The organism is Streptomyces longhuiensis (assembly GCF_020616555.1).
In the GTDB taxonomy this organism is placed as follows: domain Bacteria; phylum Actinomycetota; class Actinomycetes; order Streptomycetales; family Streptomycetaceae; genus Streptomyces; species Streptomyces longhuiensis.
Genome location: NZ_CP085173.1, coordinates 3,666,014 through 3,686,355, shown reverse-complemented (window position 1 = coordinate 3,686,355; position 20,342 = coordinate 3,666,014). Strand labels below are relative to the sequence as shown.

17 protein-coding genes and 2 tRNA genes are annotated in these 20,342 nt (G+C 69.8%); 12 read left to right on the top strand and 7 right to left on the bottom strand.

Going from position 1 to position 20,342, the window contains the following annotated elements; genetic code table 11:
- Window positions 1-5: 5 nt before the first annotated feature.
- The gene (locus tag LGI35_RS17110; RefSeq protein WP_227294667.1) at window positions 6-1,346 is read right to left on the bottom strand and encodes an FAD-binding oxidoreductase; all 1,341 of its coding nucleotides are present in this window, start codon (window positions 1,344-1,346) and stop codon (window positions 6-8) included.
- A 78-nt stretch (window positions 1,347-1,424) separates the two neighbouring features.
- Entirely contained in the window at window positions 1,425-2,888 is a 1,464-nt protein-coding gene (locus LGI35_RS17105) for an amino acid permease (protein WP_227294666.1), read from the bottom strand.
- 195 nt (window positions 2,889-3,083) lie between these two features.
- On the opposite strand from LGI35_RS17105, the gene LGI35_RS17100 reads away from it, so the two are divergent.
- Both LGI35_RS17100 and LGI35_RS17095 read left to right on the top strand, forming a co-directional pair.
- Window positions 3,084-3,569 (top strand): ribose-5-phosphate isomerase, encoded by a 486-nt coding sequence (locus LGI35_RS17100; RefSeq protein WP_227294665.1) that lies wholly within the window; start codon window positions 3,084-3,086, stop codon window positions 3,567-3,569.
- A 161-nt stretch (window positions 3,570-3,730) separates the two neighbouring features.
- Window positions 3,731-4,543 carry an Fpg/Nei family DNA glycosylase gene (locus tag LGI35_RS17095; protein ID WP_227294664.1) on the top strand — a complete coding sequence of 271 codons (813 nt, stop codon included), beginning with the start codon at window positions 3,731-3,733 and terminating at the stop codon, window positions 4,541-4,543.
- Window positions 4,544-4,565: 22 nt separating this feature from the next.
- Here LGI35_RS17095 and LGI35_RS17090 read toward each other — a convergent pair whose 3' ends face one another.
- On the bottom strand, window positions 4,566-5,804 hold the full coding sequence (locus LGI35_RS17090; RefSeq protein WP_227294663.1) for a GNAT family N-acetyltransferase: 1,239 nt from the start codon (window positions 5,802-5,804) through the stop codon (window positions 4,566-4,568).
- A 137-nt stretch (window positions 5,805-5,941) separates the two neighbouring features.
- Here LGI35_RS17090 and LGI35_RS17085 point away from each other — a divergent pair, with 137 nt between their 5' ends.
- On the top strand, window positions 5,942-7,090 hold the full coding sequence (locus tag LGI35_RS17085) for a PP2C family protein-serine/threonine phosphatase (protein ID WP_227294662.1): 1,149 nt from the start codon (window positions 5,942-5,944) through the stop codon (window positions 7,088-7,090).
- A 126-nt stretch (window positions 7,091-7,216) separates the two neighbouring features.
- Here LGI35_RS17085 and LGI35_RS17080 read toward each other — a convergent pair whose 3' ends face one another.
- Window positions 7,217-8,398, bottom strand: coding sequence for a cation:proton antiporter (locus tag LGI35_RS17080; RefSeq protein WP_227294661.1), 1,182 nt, complete (start codon window positions 8,396-8,398; stop codon window positions 7,217-7,219).
- A gap of 239 nt (window positions 8,399-8,637) precedes the next feature.
- On the opposite strand from LGI35_RS17080, the gene LGI35_RS17075 reads away from it, so the two are divergent.
- From LGI35_RS17075 to LGI35_RS17065, 3 genes are read left to right on the top strand one after another with little or no spacing between them, the layout of a single operon-like run.
- Window positions 8,638-9,432 (top strand): ABC transporter ATP-binding protein, encoded by a 795-nt coding sequence (locus tag LGI35_RS17075; RefSeq protein ID WP_227300340.1) that lies wholly within the window; start codon window positions 8,638-8,640, stop codon window positions 9,430-9,432.
- Window positions 9,432-11,876: an ABC transporter permease gene (locus LGI35_RS17070; RefSeq protein ID WP_227294660.1), complete on the top strand. Its 2,445-nt coding sequence runs from the start codon at window positions 9,432-9,434 to the stop codon at window positions 11,874-11,876. Before LGI35_RS17075 ends, LGI35_RS17070 begins: the two co-directional genes overlap by 1 nt.
- 10 nt (window positions 11,877-11,886) lie before the next feature.
- On the top strand, window positions 11,887-12,327 hold the full coding sequence (locus tag LGI35_RS17065; RefSeq protein ID WP_227294659.1) for an HD domain-containing protein: 441 nt from the start codon (window positions 11,887-11,889) through the stop codon (window positions 12,325-12,327).
- Between the two features lie 7 nt (window positions 12,328-12,334).
- Here the strand turns inward: LGI35_RS17065 and LGI35_RS17060 are convergent, their stop codons facing one another.
- On the bottom strand, window positions 12,335-13,483 hold the full coding sequence (locus tag LGI35_RS17060; protein ID WP_227294658.1) for an acyltransferase family protein: 1,149 nt from the start codon (window positions 13,481-13,483) through the stop codon (window positions 12,335-12,337).
- A gap of 535 nt (window positions 13,484-14,018) precedes the next feature.
- Here LGI35_RS17060 and LGI35_RS17055 point away from each other — a divergent pair.
- On the top strand, window positions 14,019-14,213 hold the full coding sequence (locus LGI35_RS17055; protein ID WP_100594330.1) for a hypothetical protein: 195 nt from the start codon (window positions 14,019-14,021) through the stop codon (window positions 14,211-14,213).
- Between the two features lie 78 nt (window positions 14,214-14,291).
- Here LGI35_RS17055 and LGI35_RS17050 read toward each other — a convergent pair.
- A tRNA-Gly gene (locus tag LGI35_RS17050) sits at window positions 14,292-14,362 on the bottom strand.
- A 141-nt stretch (window positions 14,363-14,503) separates the two neighbouring features.
- Between LGI35_RS17050 and LGI35_RS17045 the strand changes: the two genes are divergently transcribed.
- The 5 genes from LGI35_RS17045 to clpX all read left to right on the top strand — a co-directional run bounded on the left by LGI35_RS17045 (window position 14,504) and on the right by clpX (window position 19,167).
- Window positions 14,504-14,580: transfer RNA gene (locus LGI35_RS17045), tRNA-Pro, on the top strand.
- Between the two features lie 150 nt (window positions 14,581-14,730).
- The gene (gene tig / locus LGI35_RS17040; RefSeq protein ID WP_227294657.1) at window positions 14,731-16,119 is read left to right on the top strand and encodes a trigger factor; all 1,389 of its coding nucleotides are present in this window, start codon (window positions 14,731-14,733) and stop codon (window positions 16,117-16,119) included.
- A 284-nt stretch (window positions 16,120-16,403) separates the two neighbouring features.
- Entirely contained in the window at window positions 16,404-17,012 is a 609-nt protein-coding gene (locus LGI35_RS17035) for an ATP-dependent Clp protease proteolytic subunit (protein ID WP_227300339.1), read from the top strand.
- A gap of 53 nt (window positions 17,013-17,065) precedes the next feature.
- Window positions 17,066-17,725, top strand: coding sequence for an ATP-dependent Clp protease proteolytic subunit (locus tag LGI35_RS17030; protein WP_227294656.1), 660 nt, complete (start codon window positions 17,066-17,068; stop codon window positions 17,723-17,725).
- Between the two features lie 155 nt (window positions 17,726-17,880).
- Window positions 17,881-19,167, top strand: coding sequence for an ATP-dependent Clp protease ATP-binding subunit ClpX (gene clpX, locus LGI35_RS17025; RefSeq protein WP_227294655.1), 1,287 nt, complete (start codon window positions 17,881-17,883; stop codon window positions 19,165-19,167).
- Window positions 19,168-19,248: 81 nt separating this feature from the next.
- On the opposite strand, the gene LGI35_RS17020 is transcribed toward clpX, so the two are convergent.
- Window positions 19,249-20,223 carry a hypothetical protein gene (locus LGI35_RS17020; protein WP_227294654.1) on the bottom strand — a complete coding sequence of 325 codons (975 nt, stop codon included), beginning with the start codon at window positions 20,221-20,223 and terminating at the stop codon, window positions 19,249-19,251.
- Window positions 20,224-20,342: the final 119 nt, after the last annotated feature.

Genomic DNA, 20,342 nt, shown 5'->3' with positions numbered 1-20,342 from the left:
GGCGCTCAGCGCACGTTGTAGTTCCTCCGGAAGAGGTTCGCCGGGTCGTACGCGGCCTTCACATCGGCGAGCCTCTTCCGCGTCTGCGCGTCGTACAGCCCCTCGGTTCGGTCGCCGCCGCCGAACGCGAAGTTCAGGGACCGGCCCATCCGCTGCTCCTCGACCTGCTGGAACGCGCGGGCGTGATGGGCGCGGACGGCCTCACGGTCCGTTCCGTCCAGCGGCGACAGGATCCGCACCAGCCACCCCGCCTCCCGGTACGGCACGGAGTTCGCGGCGGGCCTCGACAGGGCTCCGCCCAGGTGGTTGAGCTGCACGACGTGCATGGAAGAGGCGTCGGGCCCGCACAGCGCGAGGAGTTCGGACAGGCCCTCCACGGCCGGCTCCCGCAGCATCGCGCTGTCCCCGTAGTAGGCGTGCGGGAAGTCCGGGTCGCTGTGGATGGTGTGGCTCTGCGCGTACGGCATCTCGCGCAGGCTGTCCGTCAGGGCCGGTCCGAGCGCCGCCCGCAGGGGCGCCACGAGCCGCTCGCCCTCGTCCGCGCTCCCGGTGAAGGCGACGCGTACGGAGATCACGTACCGGCCGCGCAGGTGCGACGGGAGCGCCGGGATGTCCGGATGGACGAGGGCCGAGAGGGACGACGTCAGCGCGTCCGGCACGGTGCGCGCCCAGTCCGTGTATGCCCGCAGCACGGCCCCCGCGTCGGCCTTCGCACCGTCGTGGGCGAGCGAGCCGCCGTACAGCCGCGCGACCGGCATCAGAGCCATCTCCAGTCCCGTGACGACGCCCAGATTCGCGCCGCCGCCGAGCAGGCCGCGGAAGAGCTCCGGCTCGGCGTCGGCGGAGACCGTGCGACGGCGGGCGTCCGCCGTGACCACGTCGACCGACCGGACGTGATCGGCCGCGTAACCGAACTCCCGCGCCAGGATGCCGAGTCCGCCGCCCAGCGTGTACGAGACCGCGCCCACGCCCGGCGCCGAGCCGTTCAGCGGGGCGAGGCCGTGGGGGGCGGCCGCCTCGACGACCTGCCGCCAGCGCGTACCCGCCGAGACCCGCACCGTGCGCGCCGCCGCGTCCACCACGACCTCGTCCATGCGCCGCGTGGAGATCAGCACCCCGCCCTCAAAGTCTCCGGGCAGCCCGTGCCCGGTGGCCTGCACGCCGACGGGCAGGCCGGCACCGGCCGCGAACGCGACAGCGGCCTCGACGTCATCGGCGGAGGTTGCCGCGAAGATGACGTCGGGCCGCTGGGCGAAGCCGGTCTGGAAGCCGGCCAGTTCCTCGTCGTACCCGGCGTCGCCGGGCCGCAGGACGAGCTGCTGTGTACGGATGTCGTCGGAGTTCATGCGGCGGACTCTGCCCGCATTACCTGACACCCGCTGTCAGCTTTTCTGCTGAGACCTTTCCGGGATGGCCCGGACGGGTCAGGCGGAGACCTTCTTGCGCTTCTGTATCTGCTCACGCACCAGCGCGAAACCGACCACCAGGGCCGCCACGAGCAGCGACAGGACGACCTGCTCGCGGCCGGCGTCGTCGGTGAGCATGTAGACGAGCACGAACGAGATCATCGCGATCGTCGCCCACGTCAGATAGGGGAAGAGCCACATCTTCACGACGAGCTTCTCGGGCTGCTCGCGCAGGATCATTCCGCGCATCTTCAGCTGCGTGAAGCAGATGACGAGCCAGACGAAGAGGGCGACGGCGCCGGAGGAGTTCAGCAGGAAGTTGAAGACGGTGTCCGGCCACTGGTAGTTGAACCAGACGGCGACGAAGCCGAAGACGACCGAGCCGAGAATCGCGGCCTGCGGCACGCCCCGCTTGTTGGTCTTGGCGAACGCCTTCGGCGCGTCACCGCGCTGACCGAGCGAGAACGCCATGCGGGAGGCGGTGTAGAGCCCGGAGTTCAGGCACGAGAGCACGGCCGTCAGCACGATGACGTTCATGACCTGACCGGCGTGGGGGATGCCGATCGAGTTCAGGGCCGCGACGTACGAGCCGTCCTTGGTGATCGACTTGTCGTTCCACGGCAGCAGCGTCAGGACGATGAAGATCGAACCGAGGTAGAAGACGCCGATGCGCCAGATCACGCTGTTCGTGGCCTTGGTGACGGCACGCTGCGGGTCCTCGGACTCGCCGGCGGCCAGCGTGACGATCTCGCTGCCCATGAAGGAGAAGACGACCATGAGGACGCCGGTGAGGATCGACCCGGCGCCGTTGGGCATGAATCCGCCCGCGTCCGTCAGGTGTGCGAACCCGGCACCCGGATTGTCCGAGCCCGGCAGCACGCCGAACACGGCGAGCAGACCGATGATCACGAACCCGCCGATCGCGACGACCTTGATGCCCGCGAACCAGAACTCGAACTCGCCGTACGAGGCGACCGAGGCCAGGTTCGTCGCGGTCAGGACGACCATCACGATCAGGGCCCAGCCCCACTGCGGCACGGCCGGTACCCAGCCGTTGAGGATCACCGCGCCGGCGGTGGCCTCGACCGCGAGGACGACGACCCAGAAGAACCAGTACAGCCAGCCGATGGAGAAGCCGGCCCAGCGGCCGAGCGCCTGGTCGGCGTAGGCGGAGAAGGAGCCGGAAGAGGGCCGTGCGGCGGCCATCTCGCCGAGCATCCGCATCACCATGACGACCATGAGGCCGACGAGGGCGTACGAGATGAGGATGGCGGGTCCGGCCTTGGCGATGCCCGAGCCGGAGCCGACGAAGAGGCCGGCACCGATCACACCGCCGATGGCGATCATCGACAGGTGTCGGTTCTTGAGTCCGGCCTTCAGCTGGTCGGGACCGTTATTTCCGGTCTGACCGCTGTCAGGCTGTGAATCTCCAGGATTGTGGGGCGCCTGGTCGGCCTTCGCAAGGGAGGGTTGCGAGGTCATGGACGAATCCTTAAGTCTCGGGTCACGAGCCCACGCATTCAAACCCAGGGACGTACCGGACGGAAGACCTGACTCCGTATCGTGATTTTCGCCTCTGAGACGTTTGCCCGTAAACGATCGCCGACAACGACCCGACCGCCGGCGACAACGACCCGACCGCGCCGTGCCCGCGTGGGACGTGCCACACTCGGACCCATGCGCGTGTACCTCGGCTCGGATCATGCCGGCTACGAACTCAAGAACCACCTCGTCGAATGGCTCAAGGCCCACGGCCACGAGCCCGTCGACTGCGGGCCCCACATCTATGACGCCCAGGACGACTACCCTCCGTTCTGCCTCCGCGCCGCGGAGCGCACGGCGGCGGACCCGGACGCCCTCGGCATCGTGATCGGCGGCTCCGGCAACGGCGAGCAGATCGCCGCGAACAAGGTGAAGGGCGTTCGTGCGGCCCTCGCCTGGAGCGAGCAGACCGCTGCGCTGGGCCGTGAGCACAACGACGCGAACGTGGTCTCCATCGGCGGCCGCATGCACACGCAGGAAGAGGCGACGAAGTTCGTCGAGATCTTCCTCTCCACCCCGTACTCGGGCGAGGAGCGCCACACGCGCCGCATCGAGATGCTGTCGCGCTACGAGGAGACGGGCGAGCTCCCCGCGATCCCGGCCCACCACCCGCAGGGCTGATTCCAGCCGCTCGTTCCAGCTTCTCCGGCGGCTTCGTTCCAGCCCCTCCGGCGTTTTCGGAGCGGGGTCCGGGGCGGAGCCCCAGGACTTTCGGGAAGGGGCGGGGTGAGGGGAGAAGCTCCCCCCACCCCGCCCCCACCAACCCCAGGAGAAGAAGACCCGTGCCAGAGGGCCACACCATCCACCGCCTGGCCCAGGACCACCTGGAGCGCTTCGCCGGCCGGCCGGTACGCGTCCAAAGCCCGCAGGGAAAGTTCTCCGACAGCGCGGCCCTCCTGGACGGCCTGGTCCTCGACGGAGTGGACGCCCACGGCAAACACCTCTTCCTGGGCTTCACGGAAACCGGCTGGGTCCACATCCACCTGGGCCTCTTCGGCAAGTACACCCTCGGAGAGACCCCCGCCCCGCCGCCCACGGACACCGTCCGCCTGCGGCTGCTGAGCGACACGCACTACTCCGACCTGCGCGGCCCCACGACCTGCGCCCTGATCACGGACGCCGAGAAGCAGGCGATACACGACCGCCTCGGCCCCGACCCGCTCAGGAACGGGGACGACCCGGACCGCGCCTGGCGCCGTGTCTCCCGCAGCCGCACCACCGTCGCCGCGCTGCTCATGGACCAGAAGGTCATCGGGGGCGTCGGCAACGTCTACCGCGCCGAGGTCCTCTTCCGGCACGGCATCGACCCGTACACCCCGGGCAAGGACCTCACGCCCGACGAGTGGACGGCGATCTGGACGGACCTGGTGGCGCTGATGCGCGAGGGCGTCCGGCACAACCGCATCGACACCGTCCGCCCGGAGCACACCCCCGAGGCGATGGGCCGTCCGCCGCGCGTCGACGACCACGGCGGCGAGGTGTACGTCTACCGGCGGGCCACGATGTCCTGCCATCTGTGCGGCACGGAGATCCGCACGGCGTCCCTCGCGGCCCGCAACCTCTTCTGGTGCCCGAGGTGCCAGCCGCCACGCTGACCGGCACCCGGCACCCGCCGCGTCAGAACCCGTGCGGCAGCCAGGGCGCCACGGTCGACCCGAACGCGAGCGCCGCCTCGTCGACCGCGCCGGGACGCAGCTCGCGCACCCGGCCGGCCGCCGCCAGCGCCGAGAGCGACGTGTCACCGAGGTAGGCCGTCGCCAACTCCCTTACGGACAGGGCGAGATCGGCTGTGTCCGCGCCGTCCCCCGTGCGCTTGCACGACGCCCCCTTCGCGTCCCCGGTCAGCCGCCACCGCCCCGCGTTCCACGGACAGAACTCGTCCGTCACGTCCAGGACGACGTCGACCGGCGCCTGATACGTGCGGGCCTCCAGCGCGGCTCCGACGTCCACGAGCCGTACGTGCATCGAGTCCCGCAGCCGCACCTGGCACCGCCGGATGTCGCTGACGAGGGAGAACAGCGGATCGTCGACCGGCCGGTTGCGCGCCTGGACGGTCGACGTCAGGTCGATGCCCAGGAGGAAGCGCCACAGCGCCGCGTACGCCGCCGGGTCGAGCGCGTCGATGTGCCGCAGCGTGATCCGGCCCTTGGGTCCGGCCGCGTCCCACTCGGGCTTGTTGTGGAACCGGACGTAGCCGACCGTCTCACCGTCCCGCTCGGCCAGCACGCACTGCATCGGCGACGCGCCCTCCCGCTCCGACGGCGGGTCGAGCAGCGGCAGCCGCTCCCAGCCGGGCCTGCGGGCGAGCATGCCGGGCCGGGTGCCGATCGTCCGCGCGTACACGGACTCGCACGCGGCGGCGGCCTCGGCGACGTCGGCGAACCGCAGCCGTACGTCGTCCGTGCCCGCCGGAGCGTTGATCCGCACCCGCGTCGAGTCGATCTCCACGCTCGCCTGCCGCGTCGCGATGCCGTACCCGAAGCGGCCGTAGATCGCGGGCTCGGACGCGGTGAGCACGGCGAGCGGCTCGCCCCAGGACCGTACGTCGTCGAGCTGGCGCCGCATCATCGACGTCAGGACCCCGCGCCGCCGGTCCGTCGCCGCGACGGACACCATCGTGACGCCCGCCGCCGGGACCCGGGCCCCGCCCGGCACCGTCACCCGGAACGTGAACGCCCCCGCCGTCCCCACGCACCGGTCGCCGTCCCACACGCCGATGGACCGGTCGAACTCGGTGAGGTCGTCCCACAGCGCGCGTTCCTCGGGCGCTTCCGGAACTCCGCCGAAGGCCAGCTCCAGCTTCCCGTACCACTCGTGCCAGTCGTCCTGGCGCAGCACCCGTACGTCCATCGTCATGAACCATCCCTACCAGGACGCCGTGGGCGAAGCGAGAGATTTTCCCCGCCCGCGGAAGGTGCCACGGCCGCCGGGAAGACGGACAAGTGGGACCTCCCGTGCGAAGCCCCTGGGCCGATGGATAAGGTCCACGAGCAATGGCAGGACGACGCGCGCAAGCCGAGACGTTTCCGGCCCGGATGAAGATGAGACTGCACCGGGCTCGCATCGGCATGCGCAGATCGGGTGTCGACTACTTCCGCGGCGACGGTTCCGACTGGGTCGCGCTGGTGGCCCTGCTCCTCACGGTCCCGGTCATCGCCTGCGGCACCCTCCTCAACTCGGTCTGGTGCTCCCCGACGGCGCTCGTCCTGCCGATCGTGGCGGGCGGTCTGCTGCTGCGCCCGGCCAGCCTCCTCGGCCTGTACGCGGCGGCCGCCGCGGCGCTCATCGTGGAGTCGGTCAGCCTCGGCCCGTACGCGGAGGGCGCCGCCCGGGTCACCCCCGGCACCGTCCTGGCCGTCGCCGCCTGCGGCTTCTTCGGCCTGCTCATAGCCCAGTTCCGCAGCCGGGTCGGCGTGCCCTGGCGGCGCGGCGGCACGATGCTGTTCGACCTGCGTGAACGCATCCGCGTACAGAGCAAGTTGCCGCAGCTGCCCATGGGCTGGCACCGGGAGATGGCACTGCGCCCGGCCGGCGGCCAGTCCTTCTCCGGAGACTTCGTCGTCGCGGCCCGTACGAACGGCGGCCGCACGCTGGAGGCGGTCCTCACCGACGTATCGGGCAAGGGCATGGACGCGGGGTCGCGGGCGCTGCTCCTGTCCGGAGCCTTCGGCGGACTGCTCGGCTCCCTGCCGCCGCACGCCTTCCTGCCGGCCGCCAACGGCTATCTGCTCCGCCAGGACTGGGACGAGGGCTTCGCCACGTCCATCCACCTCGTCCTCGACCTGGAGTCGGGCGACTACGAACTCTTCTCGGCGGGCCACCCGCCGGGCCTCCAGCTCAGCGCGGGCAGCGGACGCTGGGAGGAGAAGGCCGCGGAGGGCCCGCTCCTCGGCGTCTACGACGGCGCGCAGTTCGACTCGACCAAGGGCTCCCTGCGCCCCGGCGACGTCCTGATGCTCTTCACGGACGGCCTGGTCGAGACGTCCGACCGCGACATCACCGAGGGCATCGACCGCCTCACCGGGGAGGCGGACCGCTACGTGTCGGGCGGCTTCCACGGCGCGGCCTGGCACCTCATCGAGGCGGTGGCCAAGGACGTCAACGACGACCGCGCGCTGCTGCTGATCTGCCGCGACGCCTGACGGCTCCGCCTGTGCGCTGAAGGGGTGCGGCAAAGCCGCCCGCCCTCAGGGGCGCGGGGAACGGCGCGACCAGCCACAGAAGACCCGCATCCGGCAACGAAGGCTCGCCCCCACGGCGCGCATCCGTCACACCCCGGCGCCCACCCGTTCCTCGAGGGGTGCCCCGTTCCCCCGCCCCCCTGGAAGGCGACGCGCGAGCCACTCCGAGCGGCCCGCCGCCATCGGCCCGAGGACCGCGAGCAGGAGCACGTAGCCCGCGATGAACGGCGACAGCCGCTCGTCCAGGCCCGCGCCCGCCGCCATCGTGGCGAGGATCAGGGCGAACTCGCCCCGGGCGAGCAGCGTCGTGGAGATGTTCGCGGCGGGGCCGGGCCCGAACCCGTACACGCGTGCCGCGCCGAGTCCCGCCAGCACGTTCATCACCAGCGTCACGGCGACGGCCGCGAGGACCGGCCACAGCACCGTCGGCAGGTCGCCCGGGTCGATGGAGAGGCCGAACGCGAAGAAGAAGATCGCCCCGAACGCGTCCCGCAAAGGGTGCACGAGCTTGCGGATGCGCTCGCCGGAGGTGGTGGAGCCGAGCATCAGGCCGACCATGAACGCGCCGATCGCGTCCGCGACCCCGAACCACTCGGAGACCCCGGCGACGAACACGGCCGCGCCGAGGAAGGAGATGACGAGGAGCTCGTCGTCCTTGGTGTTGAAGAGTTGGCCCACGATGCGGGTGCCGAAGCGCGCCGCGAGCGCGAGCAGCAGGAGGAAGCCGAAGGCCTTGCCGCCGTCCATGACCGCCGAGGCCAGGCTGTCCGCGCCGGACAGGATCGGCTGGAGCGCGGCCAGGTAGAGGGCCAGGAAGATGTCCTCGACGACGATGATCCCGAGGATCGGCTTGGTCTCCGGATTGCCGAGGCGCCCGGTGTCGACCAGCACCTTCGTGACGATCGCCGACGAGGAGATGCCGAGGACCCCGGCGAGGACCAGAGCCTCGGAGAGGCCCCAACCGAGGGCGAATCCGAAGCCGAGGCCCGCGCCGACGTTCAGCGCGAGGTACGTCCCGCCGGCGACGGCCATCTTCCGGCCGCCGGTCTTGAGGTCGTCCAGATGGAACTCGAGGCCCAGGTAGAAGAGCAGCAGGACCAGGCCGAGCGCGGAGAGCATCTCCAGGTCGTGCGGGTCGGAGACCAGCACGATGCCGGGGGTGTGGGGGCCGAGGAGGATCCCGGCCAGGATGAACAGGGGGATGGTGGGGAGTCCGATGCGTCCGCCGAGGCGGGCGAGGACGGCGGCGGCGAGAAAGGCGCCGCCCATGGCTATCAGGGTGTCCGCATGTCCGATGGGTCCGTTCCTTCCGGTCTTGGCTTGGTCGAATGACCGGCTCAGGTCAAGAGAAGGTCAAGAACGCGTCAATAGTTAGCTTACCAAACCATTTCCGGTGACGCGGGGTGGGGTTCTCCCCACCCCCGTTTCGCCAGCGGCCCTCATGGCCGGGAAGACCCCCGAATCCGTACGTTCGAGACATCGAATCCGGCATGTACGAGAGGGCGACCATGGGCCTGCGCAAGAAGCGGCACGACGAGGCACCGCGTGACGACGACAGGTGGGCTGTCGAACTGCGCGGCGTCCGCCGTCAGTACGGCCGCGGTGGCGGCGCCGTGCACGCCCTGCGCGGCATCGACCTCGCCCTGCCCCGCGGCAGCTTCACCGCCGTCATGGGCCCCTCCGGCTCCGGCAAGTCCACGTTCCTCCAGTGCGCGGCCGGCCTCGACCGCCCCACCGACGGCACCGTCCACCTCGGCGGCACCCTCATCACCGGCATGAGCGAGAACAAGCTCACCGCCCTGCGTCGCACCCGCCTCGGCTTCGTCTTCCAGGCCTTCAACCTGCTGCCCTCGCTCACCGTCGAGCAGAACGTCGTCCTGCCCATGCGCCTCGCGGGCCGGCGCCCCGACCGGCGCCGCGCCGCCGAGGTCCTCGCCCAGGTCGGCCTGGGCGACAAGGGCAAGCGGCGTCCGGGCCAGCTCTCCGGCGGCCAGCAGCAGCGCGTCGCCATCGCCCGCGCCCTGATCACCCGCCCCGACGTCGTCTTCGCCGACGAGCCCACCGGAGCCCTCGACACGACAACGGCCGCCGACATCCTGGGACTTCTGCGCACGGCCGTCGACGGCATGGGCGCCACCGTCGTCATGGTCACGCACGACCCGGCCGCAGCGGCCTGTGCCGACCGCGTCCTGTTCCTCGCCGACGGCCGGATCGTCGACCAGCTGCAGGGCGCGTCCGCGCAGACGATCGCCGCCCGCATGACGACCCTGACGGCCCCCGCCTACGCGGGAGTGGCCGCCTGATGGTCCCCAACGGCCTCGCCCGCGCCGCCGTCCGCTTCAAGCCCGCGGCCTTCGTCGGCACCTTCGTCGCCCTGATGATGGCCGCGATGATCGTCTCGGCCTGCGGCATCCTCCTGGAGACCGGCGTACGCGCCTCCGTCCCGCCCGGGCGCTACGCGGGCGCCCCCGTCGTCGCCGCCGCCGACCAGCGCGCCCACTTCGTCACCGGCTCCGGCGAGGACCGCCAGGACGAGTCCGTCCAGGTGCCCGACCGCGCGCTCCTCGACAACTCCCTGGTGGCGAAGGCCGCTTCGGCCCCGGGCGCGCGCACCGCCGTAGCCGACCTCACCTTCCCCGTACAGCGGGACAGGAAGCCGGTCACCGCCCACAACTGGGGCTCCACCGCCTTCACCGGCGAGAAGCTCACCGCGGGCCGCGCCCCGCACCCCGGCGAAGTCGTCCTCGCCGGCACGGCGGCCTCCGTCGGCGACCACGTCACCCTCACCGCCCCGGAAGGCCCCCGCACCTACCGCGTCTCCGGGACCACCGCCACACAGCCGCATCCCACCGCCTGGCTCGCCGACTCCGAAGCCGTACGCGTCTCGGGACACCCCGGCCGCATCGACGCCGTCGCCGTACTCCCCAAGGACGGAGTCACCGACGGCACCCTCAAGGCCCAGGTCGCCCACGTGCTCGGCGCCGAGGCCGACGTCCACACCGGCGACGACCGCGGCGCCGCCGAGGACGGCTCGCTCGCCGAGGCCAAGGAACTCCTCACCGGGCTCGGCGGATCCTTCGGCGGGATCGCCGCCACCGTCGCCGCGTTCACCGCCGCCGGCACCGTCGCCCTCTCCGTCGGCCAGCGCGCCCGCGAGTTCGCCCTGCTGCGCGCCATCGGCACGACGCCCCGCCAGATCCGCCGCTCCATCGCCACCGAGACCCTCCTCGTCGCCCCGCTCGCGGGCGCCGTCGGCTGTCTGCCCGGCATCGGGCTCGCCCGCTGGTGGTTCGGCCAGCTCAAGGAGAGGGGCGCGATCCCGCAGCCCGTCGACCTCTCCGTCTCGTACATCCCGCTGCTCGCCGCCGTCGGCACCGCCCTGCTCACCGCGCTCGCCGCCGGGTACATGGCGGCCCGCCGCCCCTCGCGCATGAAGCCTGGCCAGGCCCTGTCCGAGGCGTCCACCGAGCGGCTGCGGGTGGGCTGGATCCGTACGCCGCTGGGTATCGCGGCGGCCGTCGGCGGCGCCGTGTGTGCCGGGCTCGCCGCCTCCGCCACCGGCGAGGACGCGGCCAACGCGGCGCTCGGCGTCGTCATGCTGTTCATGCTCGCGGTCGCCCTGCTCGGCCCCCTCGTGGCCCGCGCCTGCGCCGCCCTGTTCGGGCTGCCGCTGCGCACGGCGGGCGCCTCCGCGAACCTCGCCGCCGCCAACTCCCGTACGAACGCGCGCCGTCTGGCCTCGGCGATCACGCCGATCGTCCTCGCCATGGCGTTCTCCTCGGTCCTCGTCTTCATGCACACGAGTGAGGACCGGGCCGCGAGCGACCAGCAGCAGGCCGGCATCACCGCCGACCACATCGTCACCTCCGACGCGGGCCTCGCCCCCGACGCCGTACGGCAGGCGGCGCACACCCCCGGAGTGACCTCGGCCGTCGGCCTCCTCAAGACGTCCGTCCTCGTCCCGGCCGGGTCCGGCGGCGACCGCTGGCTGGAGTCGGCGTCCACCCAGGGCGTCACCGGCACGGCGCGCGACCTCGCCCGCGTCCAGGACCTCGACGTACAGGACGGCATCCTCACCCTGCGCCCCGGGCGGATCGCCCTCGACGCGAACCTCGCCAGGACCGCCCATGTCTCCGTCGGCGACCGACTGGAGATCCGCCTGCCCGACGGCACCAAGGCGACCCCCGAGGTCGCGGCGACGTACGGCAGGGGCCTCGGCCTCTCCGAGGTGACGCTGCCCCGGGCCGACCTGGCGGGCCACGTCACCACGTCGTTCGACACGGAGCTGTGGACGAAGGGCGGCACGCCGGACTCCCTGGCCCCGCTCGGGACGGCTCTGGACCGTGGCGACTACACCACGGCCCAGTCCCTCGACCGTGAGCTCAACGCCTGGGCGAACACGGTGATGGCCGCGGTCCTGGGCGGATTCGCCGCCGTGGCCGCCGTCAACACCCTCGTCATGACGGTCCTCGACCGGCGCCGCGAACTCGGCACGCTCCGCCTGATCGGCTCCACCCACCGCCAGGTCATGCGCATGATCCGCTGGGAGGCGCTCCTGGTCGCCCTCGCCGGCATCGGGCTCGGCACGGGCATCGCCGTCGCCACCCTGGTGCCGATGATGAACGGCCTGACGGGGCAGTCCCCGTACATCCCGCCGCTCGTGTACGGCTCCTTCGCCGGGTCCGTCCTGCTCCTCGGTCTGGCCGCGACCGCGCTCCCGGCCCGGGCGGCCCTGCGCAGGCCGTAGGGTCGGCCGCATGCTGACCCTCGCCGAGGTGGAGGCCCTGGCACGCAGGGCCCACGCCACCCAGACGGACAAGGCCGGGCGCCCCTACGCGGAACACCTGGAGGCGGTCGCCGAAGGTGTACGCGCCCGGGGCGGCGACGACGAGCAGATCGCGGCGGCCTGGCTCCACGACGCGATCGAGGACGACGCGCTCTCACCGCAGTGGCTGGCCGCGGCGGACCTCACGGACCGCACGAAGGCCGTCGTCCTCGCCCTCACCAAGCGCTCCGGAGAGCCTCAGGAGGCCTACGCACAACGAATTCTGGCCACTCCTGGCGCGCTGCTGGTGAAGGAGTCGGACCTGGCCCACAACGCGAACCCCGCCCGTCTGGCGGTCCTGGACACGGCGACCAGAGACCGCCTGGCAAAGAAGTACGCGGGGATGCGGGCCCTGTTGGGCCTGAGCGAGTGATACCGGACTACGCCCGGACCCGCCCACGATCCCGCGCCACCTGGGCCGCGTCCTTCTTGAACGCCCACTCCATCTTCGGTTCCATCGCGAACCGGAAGATCCGCTGGACCGGGGGAGTGCACAGGACCGTGATCAGGGAGGCCGCGACGACCGTCACGAACACCTCGCCCAGCGGCTTGTGCAGCCAGGCGTAGTCGTCGAACCAGCCCCAGAAACGGGAGCCCTTCGCGATGAAGCCGTGCAGCAGGTAGCCGTACAGCGTCCCCGCGCCCAGCACGGTGAACCACATCTTCCGCCGCGGCACCCAGGCGAAGAAGCACGCGGTGAGGACGACCGAGCAGCCGAAGAGCGCGAACGTCATCACGGCTCCGGCCCACCACGGCGCGCCCAGCTCCTGCGCGCTGTCGCGGTGGTAGAACCACGCCGACGTCATCCGCGGAGCGGCCCAGTAGGCCAGCACCAGGGCCGCCGCGAAGATCGGCACGGACAGGATCCGCACCTCACGCCGGCGCACCAGCTGGAAGTGCTCGGGCTTCAGGAACAGGCCGACCACGAAGAAGGGGAGGAACTGCAGTACACGCTGGAGATCGAGGTCGTCGCCGATGTCGGGGGAGACGGAGGCGAGTACGGCGATGGCGACGGCGAGCGGCACCGGCCAGCGGACGATCTTCCACAGCGGGGTGGTGAGCCGCCACACGAACAGGGCGACCAGGAACCAGGTCAGGTACCAGGGGTCGAGCAGGCTGAACGGCTGCGTCGGATCGTTGTCCGCCCAGCGCTTGAAGAAGGTGTAGGCGACCTCGAAGATCACGTACGGCACCGCGACCCCGGTGATGAGCCGCCGGAGCCGGTCGGGCCGCATGTCGAAGCTGCGGGAGAAGTAGCCGGAGATCACGATGAACGCCGGCATGTGGAACGTGTAGACGGTCATGTAGAGCGCCTCGGCGACGCGGCTGTGATCCGTCAGCGGTTCCCAGGAGTGGCCCATCGCGACCAGCACGATGGCCAGGTACTTGGCGTTGTCGAAGAACGCGTCCCGCTGTTTCGCGGGCTTGGCGGCCGGTGTGGGGGGAGCGGCTGCCGTATTCGGTGGCTGATGGGCGGGGGCCGTCTGTGCCGCAGGGAGCGGGGCTCGGGTGGGGGCAGCGCGGAACATCTGAGGCACCTTAGCGGCGCCCTCGGTATTTCGTAAAACCCTCAAGTCAAATCCTCCTTACCGCCCGAGTACCCCCGATTCGGAGAAGTCGTCATAGCGATGGCGAAGTTTTCGCAGGTCTTCAGGAGGGACTTCGGGAGGCATCCATATGAGTCCGTTATGACCATTCTCATCCTGATTAAATAGTGCATATCGGCCGGACTCGACCGTCCTGGATGTGGCCCCCGCGACAATTCGAATTCGCGGCGAACAACGCATGCGTGATCCCACGTGCCCACGATGTGGACATGCTGTGTGTGCATGGAAACGATCAGGCCGAATTGCCGGCCGCGGGAACCCGCGAAATTGCCCGGGGGGCACCCGCTGATCATGTGCCCCAAGGGTGTGCGGCCGGCACGCCGTCGCACGGGAGTGGCCGACGATGCGTCACCCGCCGCATACGGGGGCCGTGTTGGTGGCACGATGGTTCTGGCGGGGGTGTGCGGGGTCGTACCCCCCGGGCCGGGAGTGCGGACCGACCTAGGGTGTGATCAGTGTGGCCATTTCGCTGTCAGTCGTACTGCTGTTGGCGATCATTCTCGTGGTGCTGATCCGGGGAGGGTCGATCAAGGCCGGGCCTGCCGTCGTGGCGGTCCTGTTCGGGTTCTTCCTGGCCTCGACCGGAATGGCCGACGACATCCAGAGGTTCCTGAACTCGATAGCGGACACGATCAACTCGATCCAGTTCTGACCGCTCGGGAGGCTGTCCGGCCCAGGACATGAAAAAACCCCGGGCCCGGTTCGTGAGAACCGGGCCCGGGGCCACAAGAGCGGGCGACGGGAATCGAACCCGCGTAGCTAGTTTGGAAGACTAGGGCTCTACCATTGAGCTACGCCCGCACAGCTTGCGCCGCAGGTCGGTGACCGCGGCAACGGGAAGCATCGTAGCGGGTCGGACCCCCTCGTCGCACACCGCATTCACACCACTCGCAATGCGGGAGCCGCAACGGCCGCGTGCATGTACCCTACGTGTCGCACCGACGGGGTGTGGCGCAGCTTGGTAGCGCGTCCGCTTTGGGAGCGGAAGGCCGTGGGTTCAAATCCCGCCACCCCGACCAGCGTCGCAACAGCAGCGTCTCAAGCGGTAAACGCCCCCTCAAGATCGCGTTGTGGGTCGGCTCCGGCTTGCCGTTACTATGCAAGCTGCGTGCCCGTGTGTCTCTTAACCGGGCAGGAACCCAGAAGTCAGCCCCCAAGGAGACCGAACCGTGAAGAGCGCCGTGGAGACCCTGAACCCGACCCGGGTTCGGCTCAGCATCGAGGTGCCCTTCGAGGAGCTCAAGGACAGCCTCGACGCGGCGTACAAGAAGATCAACCAGCAGGTCACGGTGAAGGGCTTCCGCAAGGGCAAGATCCCTGCCCGCGTCATCGACCAGCGGTTCGGCCGCGGTGCTGTGCTTGAGGAGGCCGTCAACGACGCGCTTCCGAAGTTCTACACCGAAGCGGTCAACGAGGCCGAGCTCAACGTGCTGGGCCAGCCCGAGGTCGACATCACGGAGCTGAAGGACGGCGAGACGCTGAACTTCACCGCCGAGGTCGACGTCCGTCCCGAGATCGAGATCCCGGACTACTCCGGCATCGAGGTCGAGGTCGACGCCATCGAGGTCAGCGACGAGGACGTGGACAAGTCGGTGGAGCAGCTCCGTGAGCGCTTCGCCTCCACCTCCCCGGTCGAGCGGGCCGCCGAGGACGGCGACGTCGTCACGATCGACCTCGAGGCCAAGGTCGACGGCGAGGTGCTCGAGGACGGCGTTGCCTCCGGCGTCTCGTACACGATCGGCTCGGGCGAGCTCCTCGAGGGCATCGACGAGGCCGTGAAGGGCCTGGAGGCCGGTGGCGAGGCCACCTTCACCTCCGAGCTCAAGGGCGGCTCCGCCGAGGGCAAGGAGGCCGAGGTCACCGTCAAGGTCACCCAGGTCGCCGCCCGTGAACTGCCGTCCCTGGACGACGAGTTCGCGCAGCTCGCCTCCGAGTTCGACACCCTCGACGAGCTGAAGGCCGACAGCCGCAAGCGCCTCGAGAACATGAAGCAGTACGACCAGGCCACGCAGGCCCAGGAGCGCGTCCTGGAGAAGCTGCTCGAGCTGGTCGAGGTCCCCGTTCCCGAGAAGCTGCTCGAGGACGAGGTCAAGACCCGCAAGCACAACCTCGAGCACCACCAGCTCGGCCAGATGGGCCTCGACCTCGAGAAGTACCTCGAGATCCAGGGCAAGACGGTCGAGGAGTTCGACGCCGAGACCGCCGAGCAGGCCGTCAAGGGCATCAAGACGCAGTTCGTCCTCGACGAGCTCGTCAACAAGGAGAAGCTGAACGTCAACCAGGAGGAGCTCACCGAGCACCTCATGCGGCGCGCGCAGTCCTCCGGCATGTCCCCCGACCAGTTCGCCCAGGCCGTCGTCGAAGGCGGCCAGGTCCCGATGCTGGTCGGCGAGGTCGCCCGCGGCAAGGCCCTCGCGGTCGTCGTCGAGGCCGCCACGGTCAAGGACACGAACGGCGAGATCGTCGACCTCGAGGACGACGAGGACGAGTCGGCCGCCGCCGGCGAGACCGTCGAGGCGGACGCCTCCGCCGAGGCCGAGGACAAGAACGAGGCCTGAGCCTCGGTCTGATCTCATCTGCGTGGCTGGGCCCCGGGACGACACCGTCCCGGGGCCCAGTCGTACCTGCGGCGCCGGGTGCGACATGCGCTCACAGCGAACAGTTCCCCTTGCGGGATTCACCGAAGCGACCCGCGCGTTAGGGTCCATGAATACGAGGGCAGATGAGTCCCCGCAGCCGCCGCCGAAGGGCGGTGCGCAGGTGTGGGCCCCAGGCCCTCCGCATAAGACGCGAGACGGCGCGTTGCCGTCAGAGACGAGCAGGTGGATACGTGACGAATCTGATGCCTTCCGCCGCCGGTGAGCCGTCCCTCGGTGGTGGCCTCGGCGACCAGGTCTACAGCCGACTGCTCAACGACCGCATCATCTTCCTGGGCCAGCAGGTCGACGACGAGATCGCCAACAAGATCACTGCCCAGATGCTCCTCCTGGCCGCTGCCGACCAGGACAAGGACATCTACCTCTACATCAACAGCCCTGGCGGCTCGGTGACGGCCGGCATGGCGGTCTACGACACCATGCAGTACATCCAGAACGACGTCGTCACCATCGGCATGGGCATGGCCGCCTCCATGGGCCAGTTCCTGCTGACCGGCGGTACTCCGGGCAAGCGCTTCGCGCTTCCGAACACGGACATCCTGATGCACCAGGGCTCCGCCGGCATCGGCGGTACGGCTTCGGACGTCAAGATCCAGGCCGAGTACCTGCTGCGCACCAAGAAGCGCATGGCGGAGATCACCGCCCGGCACTCCGGGCAGACCGTCGAGACGATCATCCGTGACGGTGACCGCGACCGCTGGTACACCGCCGACGAGGCCAAGGAGTACGGCCTCATCGACGAGATCATCAGTGCCGCTACGGGTGTTCCGGGCGGCGGCGGCACCGGGGCCTGAAACCCCGGTTACGCGGTCATCCAAGCCCACCTCACAAGGACGGAACACCGACCATGAACAACATCCCCGGCAGCGGTCTGTACACCGGCCCGCAGGTCGACAACCGCTACGTGATCCCGCGCTTCGTCGAGCGCACCTCGCAGGGCGTGCGTGAGTACGACCCGTACGCGAAGCTCTTCGAGGAGCGCGTGATCTTCCTCGGCGTGCAGATCGACGACGCGTCCGCCAACGACGTCATGGCGCAGCTCCTGTGCCTGGAGTCGATGGACCCGGACCGCGACATCTCCATCTACATCAACAGCCCCGGCGGCTCCTTCACGGCGCTCACGGCCATCTACGACACGATGCAGTTCGTGAAGCCGGACATCCAGACGGTCTGCATGGGCCAGGCGTCCTCCGCGGCCGCCGTGCTCCTCGCGGCCGGTACGCCGGGCAAGCGCATGGCGCTGCCGAACGCCCGCGTCCTGATCCACCAGCCCTCCGGCGGCACCGGCCGTGAGCAGCTCTCCGACCTGGAGATCGCCGCGAACGAGATCCTCCGGATGCGTGAGCAGCTCGAGGAGATGCTGGCCAAGCACTCCACGACGCCGATCGAGAAGATCCGCGACGACATCGAGCGTGACAAGATCCTGACGGCCGAGGACGCCCTGGCGTACGGCCTGATCGACCAGATCATCTCCACCCGGAAGATGAACAACTCCGCGGCCGCGTGACGCAGCGCTGTATCGTCTGCCGCTCCTTGGCACGCTTCACGTAGAAGTGAACCGTGCCAAGGGGGGCCCGAACGGGGGGCCCGGCAAGGTACCGTCGGATACAGGCACCAGGAGTCGCTTACGCGAGCGTCTCCCAGGCGAAGGGGAAGCACCTCGTGGCACGCATCGGTGACGGCGGCGATCTGCTCAAGTGCTCGTTCTGCGGAAAGAGCCAGAAGCAGGTCAAGAAGCTCATCGCAGGCCCCGGTGTGTACATCTGCGACGAGTGCATCGACCTCTGCAACGAGATCATCGAGGAAGAGCTCGCGGAGACGAGCGAGGTCCGCTGGGAAGAACTTCCCAAGCCTCGCGAGATCTACGAGTTCCTCGAGGGCTATGTCGTCGGCCAGGAGGCCGCGAAGAAAGCCCTCTCGGTCGCTGTGTACAACCATTACAAGCGGGTCCAGGCCGGTGAGAACGGCGGAGCCCAGGGACGCGACGACGCGATCGAGCTGTCGAAGTCCAACATCCTGCTCCTGGGCCCCACGGGCTCGGGCAAGACCCTCCTGGCCCAGACCCTGGCCCGCATGCTGAACGTTCCGTTCGCCATCGCCGACGCGACGGCGCTCACGGAGGCCGGCTATGTGGGCGAGGACGTCGAGAACATCCTCCTGAAGCTGATCCAGGCGGCCGACTACGACGTCAAGAAGGCCGAGACCGGGATCATCTACATCGACGAGATCGACAAGGTCGCCCGTAAGAGCGAGAACCCGTCGATCACGCGCGATGTGTCCGGTGAGGGCGTCCAGCAGGCCCTGCTCAAGATCCTCGAGGGGACCACGGCTTCCGTCCCGCCCCAGGGCGGCCGCAAGCACCCCCATCAGGAGTTCATCCAGATCGACACGACGAACGTGCTGTTCATCGTGGGCGGCGCGTTCGCCGGCCTGGAGAAGATCATCGAGTCGCGGGCGGGTGCCAAGGGCATCGGCTTCGGCGCGACGATCCACTCCAAGCGCGAGCTGGAGGAGAAGGACCAGTTCCAGGAGGTCATGCCGGAGGACCTGGTGAAGTTCGGGATGATCCCCGAGTTCATCGGCCGTCTCCCCGTCATCACCTCGGTCCACAACCTGGACCGCGAGGCGCTTCTCCAGATCCTCCTGGAGCCGCGCAACGCCCTGGTGAAGCAGTACCAGCGCCTCTTCGAACTCGACGGCGTGGAGCTGGACTTCGAGCGCGAGGCCCTGGAGGCCATCGCCGACCAGGCCATCCTGCGCCGCACCGGCGCGCGCGGCCTGCGCGCGATCATGGAGGAAGTCCTCCAGTCGGTGATGTACGAGGTCCCCTCCCGCAAGGACGTGGCCCGCGTCGTCATCACGGCAGAGGTCGTCCTCTCGAACGTGAACCCGACACTGATCCCTCGCGACGTCCGCGGCTCGGGCAGCGGAGAGCAGAAGTCGGCGTAGCGCGTACGTGAGACATGGGAAGGGCCCCGGTCGGGTGACCGGGGCCCTTCTTTCATGCCGTGCCTGAGGTGCCGGGCGAGGTCAGGACTTGACGCGGACCTCGCCGCGGAGCTTGGTCGACGTGTCGGCGGCGCTCTGCAGATCCGCGCTCTTGCCCGTCATGGCCGTCGCGAGATCGACGGGGATGACGATGCCGAGGGTGCTGTGGTCACCCCAGATGCAGATCGGCATCGACATCTCCTTGGGGGCGGAGGAGGTCTCGCCGCTGCTGGGCGTGTCGTTCTTGATCTTCGTCTCCTGGCACTTCAGTACCGCGCCGTCGGAGTCGAAGCTCTGCGGGCTGCCGACCAGCTCACCGGTGTCGGAGTTGTCCGACGAAGACTTCGCCTTCATCTCGGCGAACATCCCGTCGACGACCTTCTCCGGGTCGGAGATCTCGCCGTACACGCCCATGAACTTCAGGTACTTGACCGCGAGCGGGTTCGTCTTGGTGTCGCCGGCCTGGTACTCCGCGCCGACGCCCTGGGCGTTCTTGACGCCGTTCTTCTCGGCGTCCTTGACGTCCTTGTCGCTCATGCTGGAGTCGTCGCCGCTCGCGGCCTTCTTGTACTCCCCGAGCACCGTCGCCGGCGTCGTCAGCTTGTGGGGGCCGTCGTCGGCCACGGACGAGCCGCCACCGCCGAAGACGAAGTACGCGCCCACGCCGATCGCGGCGACCACGGCCACCGCGCCGATGATCAGGCCCGTCTTCTTCTTGCCGCCCTGGGGCGGGCCGGGGGGCGGGGGGACCTGGCCGTAGGGGGCCTGGGGGTGCTGCCCGTAGGGGCCGGGCTGCTGGGGCTGGCTGTAGCCGCCCGGCTGGCCGTACGGCTGCTGCGGCTGGCCGTAGGGGGGCTGCTGCGGCGGGACGCCCTGCGGGGCCTGCTGCGGGTAGCCGTAGCCGGGCTGGGGCGCGGCCGGGGGCTGCTGGCCGTAGGGGCCCGGCTGCGGCTGGCCGTAGGGTCCGGGCTGCTGAGGCTGCTGCCCGCCGTACGGGCCCGGCTGGTTGTAGCTCATTTCTGGGGTTCCCTCCCGATGCTTATGCGTTCCGAACATCCTGGCGGAAGGTGACCGTGCGTGGGGAACCCAGAGTCGGATCGGTGCCATGTTGTTGAAAGGTTGTGCCACATGGCCGG

Coding starts and splice junctions, on each gene's coding strand:
- LGI35_RS17110 (WP_227294667.1), bottom strand. CDS start 1,346: ATGAACTCCGACGACATCCGTACACAGCAGCTCGTCCTGCGGCCCGGC.
- LGI35_RS17105 (WP_227294666.1), bottom strand. CDS start 2,888: ATGACCTCGCAACCCTCCCTTGCGAAGGCCGACCAGGCGCCCCACAAT.
- LGI35_RS17100 (WP_227294665.1), top strand. CDS start 3,084: ATGCGCGTGTACCTCGGCTCGGATCATGCCGGCTACGAACTCAAGAAC.
- LGI35_RS17090 (WP_227294663.1), bottom strand. CDS start 5,804: ATGACGATGGACGTACGGGTGCTGCGCCAGGACGACTGGCACGAGTGG.
- LGI35_RS17085 (WP_227294662.1), top strand. CDS start 5,942: ATGGCAGGACGACGCGCGCAAGCCGAGACGTTTCCGGCCCGGATGAAG.
- LGI35_RS17080 (WP_227294661.1), bottom strand. CDS start 8,398: ATGGGCGGCGCCTTTCTCGCCGCCGCCGTCCTCGCCCGCCTCGGCGGA.
- LGI35_RS17075 (WP_227300340.1), top strand. CDS start 8,638: ATGGGCCTGCGCAAGAAGCGGCACGACGAGGCACCGCGTGACGACGAC.
- LGI35_RS17070 (WP_227294660.1), top strand. CDS start 9,432: ATGGTCCCCAACGGCCTCGCCCGCGCCGCCGTCCGCTTCAAGCCCGCG.
- LGI35_RS17065 (WP_227294659.1), top strand. CDS start 11,887: ATGCTGACCCTCGCCGAGGTGGAGGCCCTGGCACGCAGGGCCCACGCC.
- LGI35_RS17060 (WP_227294658.1), bottom strand. CDS start 13,483: ATGTTCCGCGCTGCCCCCACCCGAGCCCCGCTCCCTGCGGCACAGACG.
- LGI35_RS17035 (WP_227300339.1), top strand. CDS start 16,404: ATGCCTTCCGCCGCCGGTGAGCCGTCCCTCGGTGGTGGCCTCGGCGAC.
- LGI35_RS17030 (WP_227294656.1), top strand. CDS start 17,066: ATGAACAACATCCCCGGCAGCGGTCTGTACACCGGCCCGCAGGTCGAC.
- LGI35_RS17020 (WP_227294654.1), bottom strand. CDS start 20,223: ATGAGCTACAACCAGCCGGGCCCGTACGGCGGGCAGCAGCCTCAGCAG.